Here is a 16,315-nt window from a genome sequence, read left to right as displayed (position 1 = left end):
GGGACCGGTGAGCGACATCGTGGGCCGGCTGCGGAACCGGCTGCGCGCGGACCAGCCGGTCGACGCCGACGTGCTGCTGGCCCGGCTCGACGCGCTGCGCCGCTTCCTGGACGCCGTCGACGGCCACCTGCCGGACGACCGGCTCGGCCCGGCGCGCACCCTCGTCGAACGTGCCGGCACCCGGCTGGAACTCTCCCGTGACCACACCCTCGTCGCGCTCGCCGGCGCCACCGGCAGCGGCAAATCCAGCCTCTTCAACGCCGTCGCCCGGCTGGACCTCTCCCCGGTCGGGGTCCGCCGCCCCACCACCGGCGTCGCCCACGCCTGTGTCTGGGGGCCACTGGAAGGCGCCACCAAGCTCCTCGACTGGATCGGCGTGCTGCCCCGGCACCGCTTCATCCGGGAGAGCCCACTCGACGCCGACGACGAGTCGGCGCTGCACGGCCTGATCCTGCTCGACCTGCCCGACTTCGACTCCGTGCAGCAGGCGCACCGGCTGGAGGCGGACCGGCTGCTGGCCCTGGTCGACCTGGTCATCTGGGTGGTCGACCCACAGAAGTACGCCGACCGGGTGGTGCACGACAGCTACCTGCGCGAATTCCACCGGCACCGCGACGTCACCCTCGTCGTGCTCAACCAGGCCGACCGGCTGTCCCCCGCCGAACTGCCGAAGGTCCTGGCCGACCTGCGCCGGCTCCTGGACGCCGACGGGCTGGCGGGCGTGCCGCTGCTGACCACCTCGGCCCTCGACCCGGACGCGGTGCTGGAGCTGCGCGCCACGCTGGAGCAGACTGTCGCCGAACGGCAGGCCGCGCTGCGCAAGCTCGCCGGCGACCTCGACGGCGTGGTGACCGACCTGGCCGACGTCTTCGCCGCGCCGCCACCGGGCGCCCGCCTCGACGACGCCACGCACCGGGAACTCGTCCGTGCCCTCGCGCGCTCCGCCGGGGTGCCGACGGTGGCCGCCGCCGTGCGGTCGGCCTACCGCCACCGGGCCGCCGGGGCGACGGGCTGGCCGCTGGTGCGCAGCTGGCGCCGGCTGCGCCCGGACCCGCTGCGCCGGCTGCACCTGCCCGGCGGCGGCGAACGCGACGCCGACCAGGCCGCCGGGGCGGAGAGCCTGGTCGCGGCGACCTCGGTGCCGGTGCCGGCCCCGGCCGCCCGGTCGGCGGTGGGACTCGCCGTACGCGAGGTCGCCGAACGCGCCGCCGACGGCCTCCCCGCGCCGTGGCCCACCGCCGCCCGTTCCGCTGCCCGGCTGCGGGAGGCGGACCTGCCGGACGCGCTGGACGGGGCGATCGCCCGTACCGACCTCGGCCTGGACCGGCGGCCGCTCTGGTGGCGGTTGGTCGGCGGGTTGCAGTGGCTCTTGACGCTCGCGGCGGTCGCCGGCGTGGCCTGGCTGCTTCTCGGTTACCTGCTGCGCGTGCTGGGCCTGCCCGAGCTGGACAATCCGCAGGTCGGCGTGGTGCCGATGCCGACCGTGCTGCTGCTCGGCGGACTGCTGGCCGGCCTGCTGCTCGCCCTGCTGGTCAAACCCTTGATCTCCGCGGCCGCGGGACGTGCCGCCCGGCGCGCCGAGCAACGCCTCACCGCCGCCGTCGACGAGGTCGCCGAAGCGTACGTCGTCACCCCGATCCGGGAGGTGCTCGCGTCGTACGCGGCGGCCCGCGAGTCGCTCGAGCGGGCAGGGCAGCCGCGGTGACGCCGGATCCGCCGGCTGCGTTGACCCTCGCCGATCCGGCGTAGGGTCAGCGGCATGTCCACGCCACAGACCCCGTACGAGGCGGTGCTGCACGCCGCCCGTGACGTGACCCGCCTGGACTGCGCCCTCGACGCCGAGATGCTCGGCGCGGCACTACTGGGCAGCGTCTACGCGATCGCCGACGAGGACCGGGCGGGGGCGCTGCGCGAGTTCGTCGGCGGCTTCCTGGCCGCCACCACCCGCCGGCGCAGCGCCACCGCGCTGATCATCCGGCGGATCTTCGCCGAGCTGGTGCCCGACGCCGAGGGCGCCGCCACCGTCAAGCCGGGCGCGTCGGCGCCCGCCTGGGCGGGGCAGCTCGGCCGGGTCCGCCTCACCGGCTGCTGGGCCTACGGCGACGTGTACGGCGACCAGACCTCGTACCTGGCGACCTTCGCCTACGACGACGCGGAGCTCGGTGGACCCGAGCACGCGGTGGTGGCGCTGGTCGACCACAACATCGGCATCGTCAAGGACATCTTCGTCGGCGGTCCCGGCGAACGGATCCTCGGCCAGGTCCGGCAGATGTGCGACAGCGACGAGCTGACCTGGCTCCGCCGGGAGGATCCGGCCCGGCTGCGCGGCGAGGTCGGGCGGCATCTGGTTGTCACCGACGAGATCGCCACCCTGCCCGACGGCGGCTCGCTCGCCACCGACCGCGCGCTGGCCGGCGCCCGGCTCCGGCTGCTTCCCGAGCCGGCGGCCACGCCCGTCGACCGGCAGCCACTCGACGCCGACCAGCGCGACGAGCTGCTGCGCGCCTTCCTCGCCGCGCCGGAGGCCGCCCGCTTCGGGCTGCACGAGATCGACGGCGACGACCTCGCCTCCCTGCACTTCTGCCTGAGCCTGCTGCTGGATCACGCGGCGAGCTTCCCGGACGCCGATCCGCTGCGCTGGAGCCCGGCGGTGGCGGGGCTCTTCCTGCTGGACTGGGTGCACCGCCGGGCGGTGCTGGACATCGACGACGCGGCGATGCTGCCGCGGGTGCTGCGCGCCTGGGCCGCGTACGCCGCCCGCCGCCGGGGGCTGCCGCCCGCCGCTGCCGCGCAGACCGACGAGGCGATCGAGGAGATCGTGCCGGAGTTCGCCCGCCTCTACACCACCGGCGAGCGGCGCAGCCCGGCCACCGCCGCGGTCGCCCAGCTGATGGCCGACGGCATCGACCCGGACGACCCGCAGGCGCTGGAGAGCTGGCTGGCCGCGAACCGGGAGCGCCTCGGCGACGAAAGCTGAACCGTTCGGCGGACCGTCACGAACGCCCGACGGGCCGTCAACGCCCGACGTACCGTCACGAACGCCGGCGGGTCGTCACTACCGCCCGGCGGCCGGCCCGCGCTGGTCGGGAACGACCAGGCGCAGTCGGCGCGGGGCGACGGTGAGGGCGATCCGCTGCCCCCAGCTCAGGGTCAGCCGGTCGCTCTCCAGACCGTCGGCGAAGGCCACCAGTCCGTCGGATTCGGCGGTCAGCTCCAGCCGGCCGGTAGCGCCGAGCCGGCCGCAGGTCAGCTCGGCGCCGGTGACCGGTGAGGGCCACGCCTCCCGGACGAACCAGCTCAGCGCCAGCTCACCGGCGCGCGGCAGCGGGGGCGCGCTGGCCAGTCCTCGTGCGATCGAGGCGCACCAGCCGGTCGCGCCGGTGCCGGTGCCGATCACCACGCCGGAGGAGGAGTGCCGCTCCCGGCCGGCGCCGGCTTCGCCGGTGATGTCGAGCAGGTAGCGGGCGGACTGGTGGGAGCTGTGGCCGACGTACACCTCGTTGAGGCCGACCAGCTCCTGGCCGTCGTCGAGGACGGCGCGGACCATGGTGCGGGCCTCGGTGGCGGCCTTGCCGGCGGCGACGGCCGGCAGCAGCCGGGCCACCGCGGTGGCGGGGAAGCGCACCAGGATCCCGGCGTTGCGGCCGGGCTCCGGGTCGACGCCGATCACCGGCTGGCGGTCGAGGTACTTCGCGACGTTGGCCACGAGCCCGTCCGGTCCCACGGCGACGATGATGTCCTCGGGTCCGAAGAGGAACCGGGGCAGGTCGTCGCGGTCGACGTGCCCACGCCGCCAGTCGGGTGGGACTGCGGCGCCGACGGTTGTCAGCGCCGCCTGGAGCAGTTCGTGCCGGGCCAGCACCTCGTCGAGGTCCCGGCCCCGCTGGCGCAGGTAGTAGCCGGCCGCCGCCCGCGTGCCGTGGCGCACCAGCAGCTCGTCGAGCTCGCTGTGACGGCTCACCACGACGACGCGGGGGGCGAGGGTGGCACTCATCGGGCCGGGGCCAGCCGGGTGAGCAGGTCGGTGACGACGTCCGGGGTGACGGTGAGCTGACCGATCTCCGGCAGCTTTCCGGCGAGCTCCTTCAGCGCCAGGGCCCGCAGCACGTCGGCGGGGACCGCCGCGTACGCGGCGAGCTTGGCGGCCTCGGTCTCGGCCTCGGCGAGGCCGACCACGCGTACGCCCTCGGCACGGGCGTCGGCCAGCGCCCGCTCCTTGTCGGCCTCGGCGGCGGCGAGGATCCGCTCCTTGTCCGCCTGCGCGGCGGCGACCAGCCGGGCGCGCTCGGCGGCGGCGGTGGTCCCCACCGTCTCCCGTTGCGCCTCGCCCTGCGCCACGACGAGCCGGGCGGCGGCCTCCAGTTCGGCGCGGCGGTGCTCGTTGGCGCCGTGCTGGCTGACGAGCTGCTCCTCCCGCCGGGCCAACTCGATCTTGTTCTGGAGTTCGTTCTCGGCGATGCCGCGTTCCTGCTCGACCGCCTGGGCGCGGCGGGCGAAGGTGGCGCGGTCCGACTCGACCTGCACGGCCTCCCGGGTGGGGGTCTGCAGGGCCCGTTCCAGCTCCGGTTCGGGGCGGATGGCGACCACCCGGGCACTGACCACGGCCACGCCGATCTCGGTGAGCCGGGGCTCGTTCTGCAGGGTGGTGGAGACCGCCTCGCGGACCGGGGTGATGCCGGTGAGCGCCTCGGCGAGCGAGAGGCCGGCGAGCAGGTCGAGGGCGGGCTGCTGGGCGAGTTCGGCCAGCAGGGTCGCGACCTGGTCCAGCGGCCGGGCCCGCGGCACGCCCTTGGCCGGGTCGATAGAGAAGTCCAGCCGGGCCGCCGCCAGCGCCGGGTCGACCACCCGGTACGTCACCGTCGCCTGCACGGTGACGTCGGCGAAGTCGCGGGTGTGGGCGTGGAAGAGCAGCGGCAGCTCGCGGTCGTCGACCGGCACCTCGCTGAGCACGGCGGTGAGGGGCCGGTACCAGAATGACTGGCCGATCCCCTCCCGCCGGACCTTGCCGGCGATGTGGTGGCGGACCCAGGTGGTGGGGGTGCCGCGCAGGTGCCGCAGGAAGAGTCGCTTGGTCACGTCGGCCATGAGAGGTGCCTCCTTGTTTTTCGTCACGAGGACGATAAAACAGATGGTAGCTTATCGTCAAGGTGGTGATAAAGATGGCCGAGTGGCCCTCCCTGGCGGTCACCGTGGACCTGGTCGTGCTGACCGTCCGCGCCGACGACCTCAACGTCCTGCTGGTCCGCCGCGGCATCGCGCCCTACCAGGGGCGCTGGGCGTTGCCCGGTGGCTTCGTCGAGCCCGACGAGGACCTGCCCGACGCCGCCGCCCGCGAACTGCTGGAGGAGACCGGCCTACCGGAACCCGCCGGGCACCTGGAGCAGCTGCGCACGTACGGCACGCCGGGGCGCGACCCGCGGACCCGGGTGGTGACCGTCGCCTACCTGGCGCTGCTGCCGGACCTGCCCACCCCGGTCGCCGGCTCCGACGCGGCCTCGGCGCAGTGGTGGCCGGTCGCCCGGATCCACCCTGGACAGCTCGCCTTCGACCACGACCGGATCCTCGCCGACGGCCTGGAGCGCGCCCGGGCAAAGCTGGAGTACACGCCGCTGGCCACCGCGTTCTGTCCGCCGGAGTTCACCGTCGGGCAGCTGCGCACGGTCTACGAGACGGTCTGGGGTGTCGAGCTGGACCCGCGCAACTTCCACCGCAAGGTCACCGGCACCCCCGGTTTCCTCGAGGCCGCCGGCCGCAGCACCGAGGGTGACCGGGGACGCCCGGCGCAGCTTTTCCGCCGCGGCGCCGCGAACCTGCTGCACCCGCCGATGCTGCGCCCCGGCTCAACCCCGTAGCGCGTCCCGCGCACCCACCGGTCGCGATCGGAGAAACCACGGAGGGCTCCGGGCATACCGGCAGCGCCGGGTGCGCCGGCGCGGTCAGCCCGCGGCCGGGGCGAGTATCCAGCGCAGCCCGGTGGGCGTCGGCACGGGCCGCAGCGTCAGCGACCGGATCGGCGCCTCGGGGCTCGCCGAGGCAGTCAGCTCACCCGAGGGCGACGGCCGCGGGGCGGGGCTCGGCGTAGGGGCCGGCCGTACCGGAGCCGTCGTCGTCGACGGCGCGGACTCACTCGGCGCCGGCCCGCTCGGGACCGGCTCGCTCGGCGCCGGCTCCCCGGGCGTGGCCGGAACCGACGCCGTACCGGTCGGCTCCACCGGCTCTGACGGGTCGGCCGGCTCTGACGGCTCTGACGGCTCCGACGGGCTCGGCGCGGGGCCGGTCGAGGGGGACGGACTCGGCGAGGGCGACGGGCTCGGAGTCGGGCTCGGCGTGGGGCTCGGCGCCGGCGCGGGGCGCGACGGGCTCGGCGCCGGACGCACGGTGGGGGTCGAGGGGCGTGGCCGGTGGGACCGGGCGGGCTCGCCGGTCTCGGTCGATCCGCGCTCCGGCGGGCCGGGCCGGCTCCGCGAGGAGACCGGGGCGGGCGCCGGCTGCGGCACCGCCACCGGGTCCGACCGCTCGGGTGCGGGCTGGACGGTCACCACGGGCGGCCCGGCTTCCGGAGCGGGCACGACCACCGGGCCGGCGGAGGGTGGCGGCATGAAGACTCCGGCGCCGTTCGTGGTGGCGGTCTTGCCGACGGTCGCCGATCCGGCGCTGATCGCGGCGAGGATCGGCATCGACGCCGTGCCGGCGAGCAACGCCACGGTGAAGAGATAGCCCCGTGGTGAACCGTTGAGCCCCTGCGCGCGGTGCGCCCCCACAAGCCGGCGGTCGCCGGCGAACTGCACCGGACGGTGTCGTCCGGTCAGCGGCGGTGGTTGTCGCTCGCCGTGCTCCGACACCGGTACGCACCTTCCCTCGGTCCACTTCCGACTGACAGCCACCGCCAATCAGCACATCTCAGACATATCAGGGTGACCCAGGCACGGCTCCACGTGTGGGATCTGCGCGCGTGTCGCGGCAATCGGCCGCCGAAAGCACCCCGCTAAATGGATAAACCGCCCCAACCTGGACGGGTTACGGGTCCGGCAGCCAGGATGAGGTGTGGGCCTGCTCACCCTCTCTGCCAAGATGAGGGCAACGGCACCAGCCGCGGCCTGCCCGTCACCCCGAGGCAGGCCGAGCTGACGCCGGGCGCTCCCCGAGCCGGGCTCCGCACGGAATCCGGATCACGCCGCGAGGCACCCCCGACCGGGGCGATCGCGGACGGCACCCCAGCCGGCCTGGCACAGGCCGAGCCGGCGTACCCCCTCGCGCGGTCGGGCGACCCTCGGCGTCGGCGCGAACAGAGAACAGGGAGACACGGATGGCAAAGGGCGACCCCGGGGCCACCCCCCGCGGCAAGCGGGCCGCACCCCGGACCAAGCAGCCGGGCAACACGGCCGCGGACCCGGACCTCGTACAGCTACTCACGCCCGACGGCGAGCGCCTGGAGTGCGCCACCGGCCCGGACGGCACCGAGTACCGCGTTGACTTCACCGACGAGGAGTACCGCGGCCTCTACCGTGACCTCGTCCTCGTCCGTCGCCTCGACGCCGAGGCCACCGCCCTGCAGCGCCAGGGCGAACTCGGCCTCTGGGCCAGCCTGCTCGGCCAGGAGGCCGCCCAGGTCGGTTCCGGACGGGCACTGCGCACCCAGGACATGGTCTTCCCGACCTACCGCGAGCACGGCGTCCTCTACTGCCGCGGCATCGACCCGATCATGCCGCTGGGACTCTTCCGCGGCGTGGACCAGGGCGGCTGGGACCCGAACGAGTTCAAGTTCGGCATCTACACGATCGTCATCGGCTCGCAGACCCTGCACGCCACCGGGTACGCCATGGGCATCACCATGGACGGTCGCACCGGCGGCGACGACGGCGAGGCCGTGATCGCCTACTTCGGCGACGGCGCCACCTCACAGGGCGACGTCAACGAGGCGTTCATCTGGTCGAGCGTCTTCAACGCACCGGTGGTCTTCTTCTGCCAGAACAACCAGTACGCGATCTCCGAGCCGCTGGAGCGCCAGACCCGCATCCCGCTCTACCGCCGGGCCGCGGGCTTCGGCTTCCCCGGCGTACGCGTCGACGGCAACGACGTGCTCGCGACCTATGCGGTCAGCCGGCACGCGCTGGACAACGCCCGCAACGGCCAGGGGCCGAGCCTGATCGAGGCGTACACGTACCGGATGGGCGCGCACACCACCTCCGACGACCCGACCCGCTACCGGATGGCCGGGGAACTCGAGGCCTGGCAGGCCAAGGACCCGATCGACCGGATGAAGCTCTTCCTCGCCAAGCAGCAGATCGCCGACGAGGGCTTTTTCGCCGAGGTCGACGAGCAGGCCCGCGCCGAGTCGGTGCACCTGCGCGAACGGGTGCTCGCCATGCCGGACCCGGCGCCGGTGACGATGTTCGACAACGTCTACGCCGACGGATCGGCGCTGATCGACGCCGAACGTGAACGGTTCGTCCGCTACGAGGAGTCGTTCGAGGGGAGCGCACACTGATGGCCACCGAAACGCTCACCCTCGGCAAGGCGCTCAACGTCGGCCTGCGACGGGCCCTGGAGGACGACCCGAAGGTCGTCATCATGGGCGAGGACGTCGGCAAGCTCGGCGGCGTCTTCCGCATCACCGACGGGCTGCAGAAGGACTTCGGCGAGAAGCGGGTCATCGACACCCCGCTGGCCGAGTCCGGCATCATCGGCACCGCGGTCGGCCTCGCCATCCGCGGCTACCGGCCGGTCTGCGAGATCCAGTTCGACGGCTTCGTCTACCCCGCGTACGACCAGATCGTCACGCAGGTCGCCAAGCTCCGGTACCGCTCGCAGGGGAAGGTGCGGATGCCGATGGTCATCCGGATCCCCTTCGGCGGCGGCATCGGCGCCGTGGAGCACCACTCCGAGTCACCCGAGGCGTACTTCGCCCACACCCCCGGGCTGAAGGTCGTCTCCTGCGCGAACCCGCAGGACGCGTACACCATGATCCGGCAGGCGATCGCCTCCGACGACCCGGTCGTCTTCATGGAGCCCAAGCGCCGCTACTGGGAGAAGGGCCAGGTCGACCTGGACGCCCCGCTCGCCGAGGCGTACCCGCTGCACGCGGCCCAGGTGGTCCGCCCCGGCACGCACGTCACGGTGCTGGCGTACGGGCCGATGGTGCGCACCTGCCTCGACGCGGCGAACGCCGCCGCCGCCGACGGCCGCGAGCTGGAGGTGATCGACCTGCGCACCATCTCACCGCTGGACCTGACCGAGGTGTACGAGTCGGTGCGGCGTACCGGGCGGTGTGTGGTGGTGCACGAGGCGCCGTCCAACCTGGGCCTCGGTTCGGAGATCGCGGCGCGGATCACCGAGGAGTGCTTCTACTCGCTGGAGTCGCCGGTGCTGCGGGTTACCGGCTACGACATCCCCTACCCGGCCTCGCGGCTTGAAGAGGAGTACCTGCCGGACCTGGACCGGGTGCTCGACGCCGTCGACCGCACCTTCGGCTGGTGACGCCGATGTCGCGGATGAAGGAGTTCAACCTGCCCGACCTCGGTGAAGGACTCACCGAGGGTGAAATTCTCAAGTGGCTGGTCTCGGTCGGCGAGGTGATCGAGCTCAACCAGCCGATCGTCGAGGTGGAGACGGCCAAGGCGGCCGTGGAGATCCCGGCGAAGTGGGCCGGCCGGGTCCGCGCCATCTTCTGCGCCGAGGGCGACACGGTCGAGGTCGGCACCCCGATCATCTCGATCGACACCCAGCCCGACGCCGGTGACGAGCCCGAACCGGCCGCCGCGGCGCGCCCGGCCGAGGGTGCGGCCGGCAACGGGCGTACGGCGGTGCTGGTCGGCTACGGCCCACGTACCGGGGCTGTCCAGCGGCGGCCACGGCGCAGCACGCCCGCGGCCGGCGGCAACGGCACGGTGCCGGCGCAGGCTGCTCCGGCAGCGGCAGCGGTCACCGCGCCACCGCCACCGGCTGCCGTGACCCCGCCGGTGGCGGCCCCGCCGCCGGTTGCGGGCCCGGTCGCGTCCCGGCCGGTGCTGGCGAAGCCGCCGGTACGCAAGCTCGCCCGGGACCTCGGTGTGGATCTGACCGCACTGGCCGGCTCCGGCCCCGCCGGGTCGATCACCCGTGCCGACGTACAGGCCGCGGCGCAGGCACCGGCCGTGGCCACCGCCGCGGCGGGCGTCCCGCCCGTGTCGGCGGGGAGCGCGGCCGTGTTCGGGCCGGACCGCGAACGGCGCATCCCGGTGAAGGGGGTACGCCGCCTCACCGCGGAGAACATGGTCGCCTCGGCCTTCACCGCGCCGCACGTCACCGAGTTCCTGACGGTGGACGTCACCCGGTCGATGAAGGCGCTCAAGCGGTTGCGCCTGCGCCCGGAGTGGGCCGACGTACGGGTCTCGCCGCTGCTGCTGGTGGCGAAGGCGGTGCTGCTGGCGGTCCGCCGGCATCCGATGGTCAACTCCACTTGGGCCGGCGACGAGATCGTGGTCAAGGACTACGTCAATCTCGGCATCGCCGCGGCCACCGATCGCGGGCTGATCGTGCCGAACATCAAGGACGCGGGCAGGTTGCCGCTGTCCGAGCTGGCGCAGGCGCTCAACGACCTGGTGCGGACGGCGAAGGCCGGCCGCACCACCCCGGCGGACATGACGGGCGGGACGCTGACCATCACCAATGTCGGTGTCTTCGGCATCGATGCCGGCACCCCGATCCTGCCGCCGGGTGAGTCGGCGATCCTGGCCTTCGGCGCGGTCCGCGAGATGCCGTGGGTGCACAAGGGCAAGGTCTGCCCCCGGCAGGTCACCACGCTGGCGCTCTCGTTCGACCACCGCATCATCGACGGTGAGCTGGGGTCGAAGTTCCTGCGGGACATCGGCGTCTTCCTGACCGATCCGGAGGCGGCGCTGCTGGCCTGGACGTAGCGGCCACAGCGCAGGATGACAGCGGCGGCCGGTGGCCCCGGGGAGAATCACTCCCAGGGTCGCCGGCCGCAGTCGTCCCACCACGTACGGTCACCGCCCCCGCGAAGCGGCACCCGCCGCGCACGGCCGAAAGATTTACGGGACCCAAGGAGGGATTGTCTGAGATTGTTCGGCTGGTGGCCCAGCTCACCTTAGAATCGATGGAGATTAGGGCTCCCTGTCTGGTTTAATGGTGGCATCACCCCAACGGACAACCGAATAGAAAGAGTCAGACAGTGAACATGCTCGACCGCTACCGCCACCGCCGTGCCGCCCACCGTCGCGCCCGCGCGATCGAGAGCGCGCTGCGCTCGGCGAACTCGCCGGCCGTACGCGATGAGATCCTCGCGATTGCTCAGCGTCACTACGGCTGAGCCGTCGACAGCTCCCGTCTCTCTCTCCGATGACCCGCCAGACGGCGGGTCATCTTCGTTTGGGCATGAATGAGACCGGCATTCCGTGGCGGCGCAGCGCCCGGTACGGTTGTGCACGGCCGTCACCCGGCCGGCAGCGGGGCAGCACGGGCGGATAGACACCGCTCGACACCGATCCGCGACGCCGGGTGACGACAGATTCTCTCCGGGTGCCACAGGCAGTGACCGGTCACGGTGCGGAGAGGACCCACGGCAGGAGTTGCCGCATTGTCGGCACCCGCCGATCATCGGTCCCGTACCCCGGGGACCGAGATGTGATGGAGGAGGCGCGCGCATGACGTCCGAGGGCCCGCACCACCCCGGCCACGAGCCGACCGAGGGCGCGCCGGGCACCGGCACATCAGCGCCGTACGGCGACCGTCCGCCGATGGGCCGCCCCACTACCACCCCGGACTTCGGCTGGGCGCCCCCGCCCGCAGCGCAGAACCCCGGCGACGGCGACGGCAACGGCTGGTCACCGCAGGAGAACGCCGCCCGGTCCACGCCGGGCACGCGGCAGGGCCAGCCCGGTGCGGTACGCGCCAGCGCGTCGGTGCCGGGAGCCATCTTCCCTCCCGACGCCGGGTCGTACGCCCCGCCGTCGCAGTCGTTCCCGCCGCAGCAGCGCCAGGAGCAGTCCTTCGTCGACGCCGCCCCCTACGCGGGTGGATCGAGCCCGGCCGGCCCTCCGCCGTGGCGCGGCGCCGAAGCGCAGAGCGCCCCGGCGCAGCCTGCCCCTCCGGAGGCAACCCCGTGGTCCCCGCAGGAGGCCTGGGGCGCCAATGGGCAGTCCCAGCCGGAACCGGCCCCGGAGGCGTCGCACTGGCAGCCGGCACCCCCGGCCGCTGACGCGCCGCACTGGCAGCCGGCACCACCGCCTGCCGCGGAACAGTCGCACTGGGACTCCGCACCGAACGCCGAGTCGGCACGTTGGGACTCGGCACCGCCCGCCGAGTCGGCGCGCTGGGACTCGGCACCGCCCGCGGAACCGTCGCGTTGGGACTCGGCGGCACCCGCCGCCGCAGAAGCGTCGCGCTGGGACTCCGCACCACCCGCCGCCGCGGAACCGTCGCGTTGGGACTCCGCAGCACCCGCCGCCGCGGAGTCGGCGCCGTGGGAGCAGTCGGCGCCGTCCACGCCCGGACCGGCACCGTGGGAACAGCCCGCGCCGCCGGCCGCCGCGGAGTCGGCACCGTGGGAGCAGTCGGCACCGCCGGCCGCCGGTGCCGGGTGGGGTGCCGCACCGGCGCCGTACCAGCCCGCCCCCGGTCCCGGCATCTCCCCCTCGGGGGCCGTGCCGCTACCGCCGCAGGAGACCCGGGTTCCGGGTGCCAGCCTGGCGGCCGCGCCGCCGCCACCGGCTGATGTCGACTTCGCCCCCGCGGAGCACCGCAACCCCACCCCGTACACGCCGCCGGCGCCTCGCTCCCCGATGGACGACGGGCCGGGCGAGGGTGGAGCGGAGCCCGCCTGGGCGTACGCATCTCAGCCGGCCTCCGGGCTCCCGGCGCCACGGCAGCCCGCGGAGCAGCAGTACCCGACGAGCGAGCCGGAGCAGGCGCGCCCGGTCGAGCAGCCGGAGGCGGCAAGCGGTTCGGCCGCGGTATCGGCCAGCGCCTCGGTGCCGACGGCGAACCGGATCGCGCCCGAGGAGATCGTGCAGCCCGCCCCGGCCGCGGCGCCCCGCGTCTACGGCCGGCCGGTGCAGCCGGAACCGGAGGTCGAGGAGGCTGAGCCCCAGGGCCACCAGTCCGACAACAACGCCTACGACCGGGGACCGGCCGGGCCGGCCACCGCCGCTCCTCTGCCGGACTTCGGCAACGGCCACTCGCCCTTCGGCGACAGGCCGGTCAACGGGATCAAGCCGCACTCGGCGCCGAGCGCACCGGCGCACGACGAGGACGCCCCGGCGTACCCGCAGTCCCCGGCCCCCTACGGCAACGACCCGGGTCAGGTCGACGCCGCCCACGGCACCGTCGACTACTGGCCCGCACCCGAGGCCGACCGGCGCGCGGAGCAGGAGCTCCACCACGGTCCGGCGTCGAACTCCGAGCAGGCGTACGCCCCGAACGGGGACTACGACGCGGACCGGTCCGGCTACTCGCCGGACCGGCAGGGGGAGCAGTCCGGCTACTCGCCGGAGCGCCAGGCAGACCAGCGCTTCCCGGACGACCAGCGCTTCCCGGACGACCGCTTCCCGGACAGTCAGGGGTTCCCCGGCGACCAGCGCTTCCCTGAGGACCGCTTCCCCGCCGAGCAGGGATTCCCCGGAAACCAGGGCTTCCCGGACGACAAGCGGTTCGCGGACGACCAACGATTCGCGGACGACCAGGGGTTCCCGGAAAGCCAGCGGTTCCCGGACGACCAGGGGTTCAACGGCCAGGGGTTCCCGAACCGGCAGCAGTCCGGCCCGGCCGGTACGGGCTTCGGCGGGCAGGAGCCGTACGGCGCTGCGGCCGGCAACGGGGCCGCCGGCACCACGGCACCCTGGGACGAGGCAGATCCGGAGCAGAACCGCTTCAACAGCTTCACCCAGACGGCCGAGCCGGAACAGCAGGTGACGCAGCCGGCCGCCGAGGAAGCCCCGGCCGATGCCGGCAAGGGCGTGGTGAAGCCGATTCTGCTCATCGTGGCCGCCGCCGCGATGATCCTGGCGCTGGCCTTCGGCGTCCTCTTCGGTGTCGGCCAGCTCGGCCGCTCCGCCGAAAAATCCGCCGCCTTCGACCCGGCGGTCGGTTCCTGCGTCAAGCAGAACGGCGCCGACGCCGCCGCTGCGGCGTGCGGCGAGGAGGGCGCGAAGGTCGTCACCGCCAAGGTCGACGCCAAGACCGACTGCACCGACGCGTCGCAGCCCACGGTCCTCCTCCCCGGTACGGGCGCCGGCCGGGTGCTCTGCCTCGGGGAGCCGGACGCCGGCTGATCCACGGACCCGCCGAGTGAGGCGCCCGACGGACCGGCACCCTGCCGGGGCCGCTGTCGGGCGCCTCACTCGTTGCCGGCGCACCCGCCGGGCCCTTCCCCGTGGACCTCGCCGGGACCACCGCGCTGCCGCACCGCCGCACCGTCCGTAGGCTGGGGTCATGACGGCACGCGTACGGGCTCCGCAGTTGCGGGGCCGCGGCTGGCTCAACACCGGCGGCAAGGATCTGACCCTGGCGGACCTGCGGGGACGCATCGTGATCCTCGATTTCTGGACCTTCTGCTGCATCAACTGCCTGCACGTGCTGGACGAGTTGCGCCCCCTGGAGGAGCGCTACGGCGACGTGCTGGCCGTGATCGGTGTGCACTCGCCCAAGTTCGAACACGAGAAGGACCCGGCGGCGCTGGCCGCCGCCGTCGAGCGCTACGGCGTCGCGCATCCGGTGCTCGACGACCCGGAGCTACAGATGTGGCAGCAGTACGCTGCCCGCGCCTGGCCGACGCTCGTCGTGATCGACCCCGAGGGGTACGTGGTGGCGACGATGGCCGGGGAAGGGCACGCCGACGGGCTGGCCCGGCTGATCGACGAGCTGATCACCACCCATGAGGCGAAGGGCACCCTACACCGGGGCGAGGGGCCGTACGTCCCACCCGCCGAAGCGGTCACCCCGCTGCGCTTTCCCGGCAAGGCCATCGCGTACGGCGACGGGTTTCTGGTCTCCGACTCGGCCCGTCACTCGATCGTGGAGCTGGCCGGCGACGGTGAGACGGTCCGGCGTCGCATCGGCACGGGCGACCGGGGGCGCGGCGACGGTCCGGCGTCGGTCGCCGCTTTCGCCGAACCGCAGGGGCTCTGCCTGCTCCCCGAGCACACCGCCGAGATCGCCGGGTACGACCTGGTCGTCGCCGACACGGTCAACCACCTGCTGCGCGGGGTGAAGCTGAGCACCGGCGAGGTGACCACCGTCGCCGGCAGCGGCCACCCGTGGCGCTCCACGGTCGACGACCACGCACACGACGCCCTCGCCGCCGACCTCTCCTCTCCCTGGGACCTGGCCTGGTACGACGACCGGGTGATCATCGCGATGGCCGGGATCCACCAGCTCTGGTGGTTCGACCCGGTGAAGCGCACCGTCGGCATGTACGCCGGCACCACCGTCGAGTCGCTGCGCGACGGCCCGCTGGAGCAGGTCTGGATGGCGCAGCCCTCCGGGCTCTCCGTCTCCGCCGACGGGCAACAGCTCTGGATCGCCGACAGCGAGACCAGCGCCGTGCGGTACGTCGCCGACGGGCAGATGCACACCGCCGTCGGCCAGGGGCTCTTCGACTTCGGGCACGTCGACGGCCCGGCCGGCGAGGCTCTGCTGCAGCATCCGCTCGGGGTCTGCGCGCTGCCGGACGGCTCGGTGCTGATCGCCGACACCTACAACGGCGCGCTGCGGCGCTTCGACCCGGCGACCGACGAGGTAACCACGGTCGCCGACGGGCTCGCCGAGCCGAGCGACGTGGTGCTCGCCGCCGACGGCGGGGTGCTGGTCGTCGAATCGGCCGGGCACCGGCTCACCCGGCTGGCGCCGGGCACCCTCACCGCGGCCGGGATCTCGGTCGACGGCACCCGGCACCGCACCGAACGCCCGGCGACCGAGATCGCGGCGGGCCCGCTGACCCTGGACGTGATCTTCACCCCGGCGCCGGGGCGGAAGCTCGACGCCACCTTCGGCCCCGCCACCCGGCTCGAGGTCTCCGCCTCCCCACCCGAGCTGCTGCTCGACGGGGCCGGCACCGGCACCGACCTGAGCCGGGCGCTGCGGGTGAACCCGGACGTGCCGGCCGGGGTGCTCCAGGTGACCGCACAGGCCGCCACCTGCGACGCCGACACCGAGCACGGCGCCTGTCACCTCGCCCGGCAGGACTGGGGCGTACCGGTGCGAATCAGCGCCGACGGTGCGACCCGCCTCCCGCTGATCCTGCGCGGCCTCGACGCCTGAACGGCAACGTCCCCGACGGCTCGGCGGCCGGCAGCCAACCGGGCGGCACAGCGGCCGCCCC

General features: G+C 74.0%; 12 protein-coding genes. 10 read left to right on the top strand and 2 right to left on the bottom strand.

The genetic code is table 11. The features are described 5' to 3' along the window. The first annotated feature begins 7 nt into the window (after positions 1–7). Together ACK8GG_RS00500 and ACK8GG_RS00495 are read left to right on the top strand one after the other, a co-directional pair. Positions 8–1,705, top strand: a complete 1,698-nt coding sequence (locus ACK8GG_RS00500) for a GTPase (protein ID WP_440351405.1) — start codon at positions 8–10, stop codon at positions 1,703–1,705. A 54-nt stretch (positions 1,706–1,759) separates the two neighbouring features. After that, on the top strand, positions 1,760–2,977 hold the full coding sequence (locus ACK8GG_RS00495) for a hypothetical protein (protein WP_440355257.1): 1,218 nt from the start codon (positions 1,760–1,762) through the stop codon (positions 2,975–2,977). A 78-nt stretch (positions 2,978–3,055) separates the two neighbouring features. Here ACK8GG_RS00495 and ACK8GG_RS00490 read toward each other — a convergent pair whose 3' ends face one another. Together ACK8GG_RS00490 and ACK8GG_RS00485 are read right to left on the bottom strand one after the other, a co-directional pair. Beyond that, positions 3,056–3,994 (bottom strand): NAD(+)/NADH kinase, encoded by a 939-nt coding sequence (locus ACK8GG_RS00490; RefSeq protein ID WP_440355256.1) that lies wholly within the window; start codon positions 3,992–3,994, stop codon positions 3,056–3,058. Then, entirely contained in the window at positions 3,991–5,085 is a 1,095-nt protein-coding gene (locus tag ACK8GG_RS00485; RefSeq protein WP_440351402.1) for an SPFH domain-containing protein, read from the bottom strand. Before ACK8GG_RS00485 ends, ACK8GG_RS00490 begins: the two co-directional genes overlap by 4 nt. Before the next feature lie 74 nt (positions 5,086–5,159). On the opposite strand from ACK8GG_RS00485, the gene ACK8GG_RS00480 reads away from it, so the two are divergent. The 8 genes from ACK8GG_RS00480 to ACK8GG_RS00445 all read left to right on the top strand — a co-directional run bounded on the left by ACK8GG_RS00480 (position 5,160) and on the right by ACK8GG_RS00445 (position 16,254). After that, on the top strand, positions 5,160–5,852 hold the full coding sequence (locus tag ACK8GG_RS00480) for an NUDIX hydrolase (RefSeq protein WP_440355669.1): 693 nt from the start codon (positions 5,160–5,162) through the stop codon (positions 5,850–5,852). A 121-nt stretch (positions 5,853–5,973) separates the two neighbouring features. Continuing rightward, positions 5,974–6,717: a hypothetical protein gene (locus ACK8GG_RS00475; protein ID WP_440355255.1), complete on the top strand. Its 744-nt coding sequence runs from the start codon at positions 5,974–5,976 to the stop codon at positions 6,715–6,717. Between the two features lie 589 nt (positions 6,718–7,306). Next, positions 7,307–8,488 (top strand): pyruvate dehydrogenase (acetyl-transferring) E1 component subunit alpha, encoded by a 1,182-nt coding sequence (gene pdhA, locus ACK8GG_RS00470; RefSeq protein ID WP_440351400.1) that lies wholly within the window; start codon positions 7,307–7,309, stop codon positions 8,486–8,488. After that, the gene (locus ACK8GG_RS00465) at positions 8,488–9,477 is read left to right on the top strand and encodes an alpha-ketoacid dehydrogenase subunit beta (RefSeq protein WP_440351399.1); all 990 of its coding nucleotides are present in this window, start codon (positions 8,488–8,490) and stop codon (positions 9,475–9,477) included. Before pdhA ends, ACK8GG_RS00465 begins: the two co-directional genes overlap by 1 nt. Positions 9,478–9,482: 5 nt before the next feature. Next, positions 9,483–10,895 (top strand): dihydrolipoamide acetyltransferase family protein, encoded by a 1,413-nt coding sequence (locus ACK8GG_RS00460; RefSeq protein ID WP_440355254.1) that lies wholly within the window; start codon positions 9,483–9,485, stop codon positions 10,893–10,895. Between the two features lie 275 nt (positions 10,896–11,170). After that, positions 11,171–11,308, top strand: coding sequence for a hypothetical protein (locus ACK8GG_RS00455; RefSeq protein WP_440351398.1), 138 nt, complete (start codon positions 11,171–11,173; stop codon positions 11,306–11,308). A gap of 334 nt (positions 11,309–11,642) precedes the next feature. Beyond that, positions 11,643–14,267: a hypothetical protein gene (locus tag ACK8GG_RS00450; RefSeq protein ID WP_440355253.1), complete on the top strand. Its 2,625-nt coding sequence runs from the start codon at positions 11,643–11,645 to the stop codon at positions 14,265–14,267. 160 nt (positions 14,268–14,427) lie between these two features. Then, positions 14,428–16,254, top strand: coding sequence for an NHL domain-containing thioredoxin family protein (locus tag ACK8GG_RS00445; protein WP_440354518.1), 1,827 nt, complete (start codon positions 14,428–14,430; stop codon positions 16,252–16,254). Positions 16,255–16,315 lie beyond the last annotated feature (61 nt).

The sequence above is a fragment of the Melissospora conviva genome, from assembly GCF_049523535.1.
GTDB classification, from domain to species: domain Bacteria; phylum Actinomycetota; class Actinomycetes; order Mycobacteriales; family Micromonosporaceae; genus Melissospora; species Melissospora conviva.
The sequence above is the reverse complement of the archived record's forward strand: the minus strand, read 5'-3'. Positions and strand labels throughout refer to the sequence as shown.

Bases quoted from the DNA above. Each gene is read 5' to 3' on its own strand.
- ACK8GG_RS00495 (WP_440355257.1), top strand. From the start codon at position 1,760: ATGTCCACGCCACAGACCCCGTACGAGGCGGTGCTGCACGCCGCCCGT.
- ACK8GG_RS00490 (WP_440355256.1), bottom strand. From the start codon at position 3,994: ATGAGTGCCACCCTCGCCCCCCGCGTCGTCGTGGTGAGCCGTCACAGC.
- ACK8GG_RS00485 (WP_440351402.1), bottom strand. From the start codon at position 5,085: ATGGCCGACGTGACCAAGCGACTCTTCCTGCGGCACCTGCGCGGCACC.
- ACK8GG_RS00480 (WP_440355669.1), top strand. From the start codon at position 5,160: ATGGCCGAGTGGCCCTCCCTGGCGGTCACCGTGGACCTGGTCGTGCTG.
- pdhA (WP_440351400.1), top strand. From the start codon at position 7,307: ATGGCAAAGGGCGACCCCGGGGCCACCCCCCGCGGCAAGCGGGCCGCA.
- ACK8GG_RS00465 (WP_440351399.1), top strand. From the start codon at position 8,488: ATGGCCACCGAAACGCTCACCCTCGGCAAGGCGCTCAACGTCGGCCTG.
- ACK8GG_RS00460 (WP_440355254.1), top strand. From the start codon at position 9,483: ATGTCGCGGATGAAGGAGTTCAACCTGCCCGACCTCGGTGAAGGACTC.
- ACK8GG_RS00450 (WP_440355253.1), top strand. From the start codon at position 11,643: ATGACGTCCGAGGGCCCGCACCACCCCGGCCACGAGCCGACCGAGGGC.
- ACK8GG_RS00445 (WP_440354518.1), top strand. From the start codon at position 14,428: ATGACGGCACGCGTACGGGCTCCGCAGTTGCGGGGCCGCGGCTGGCTC.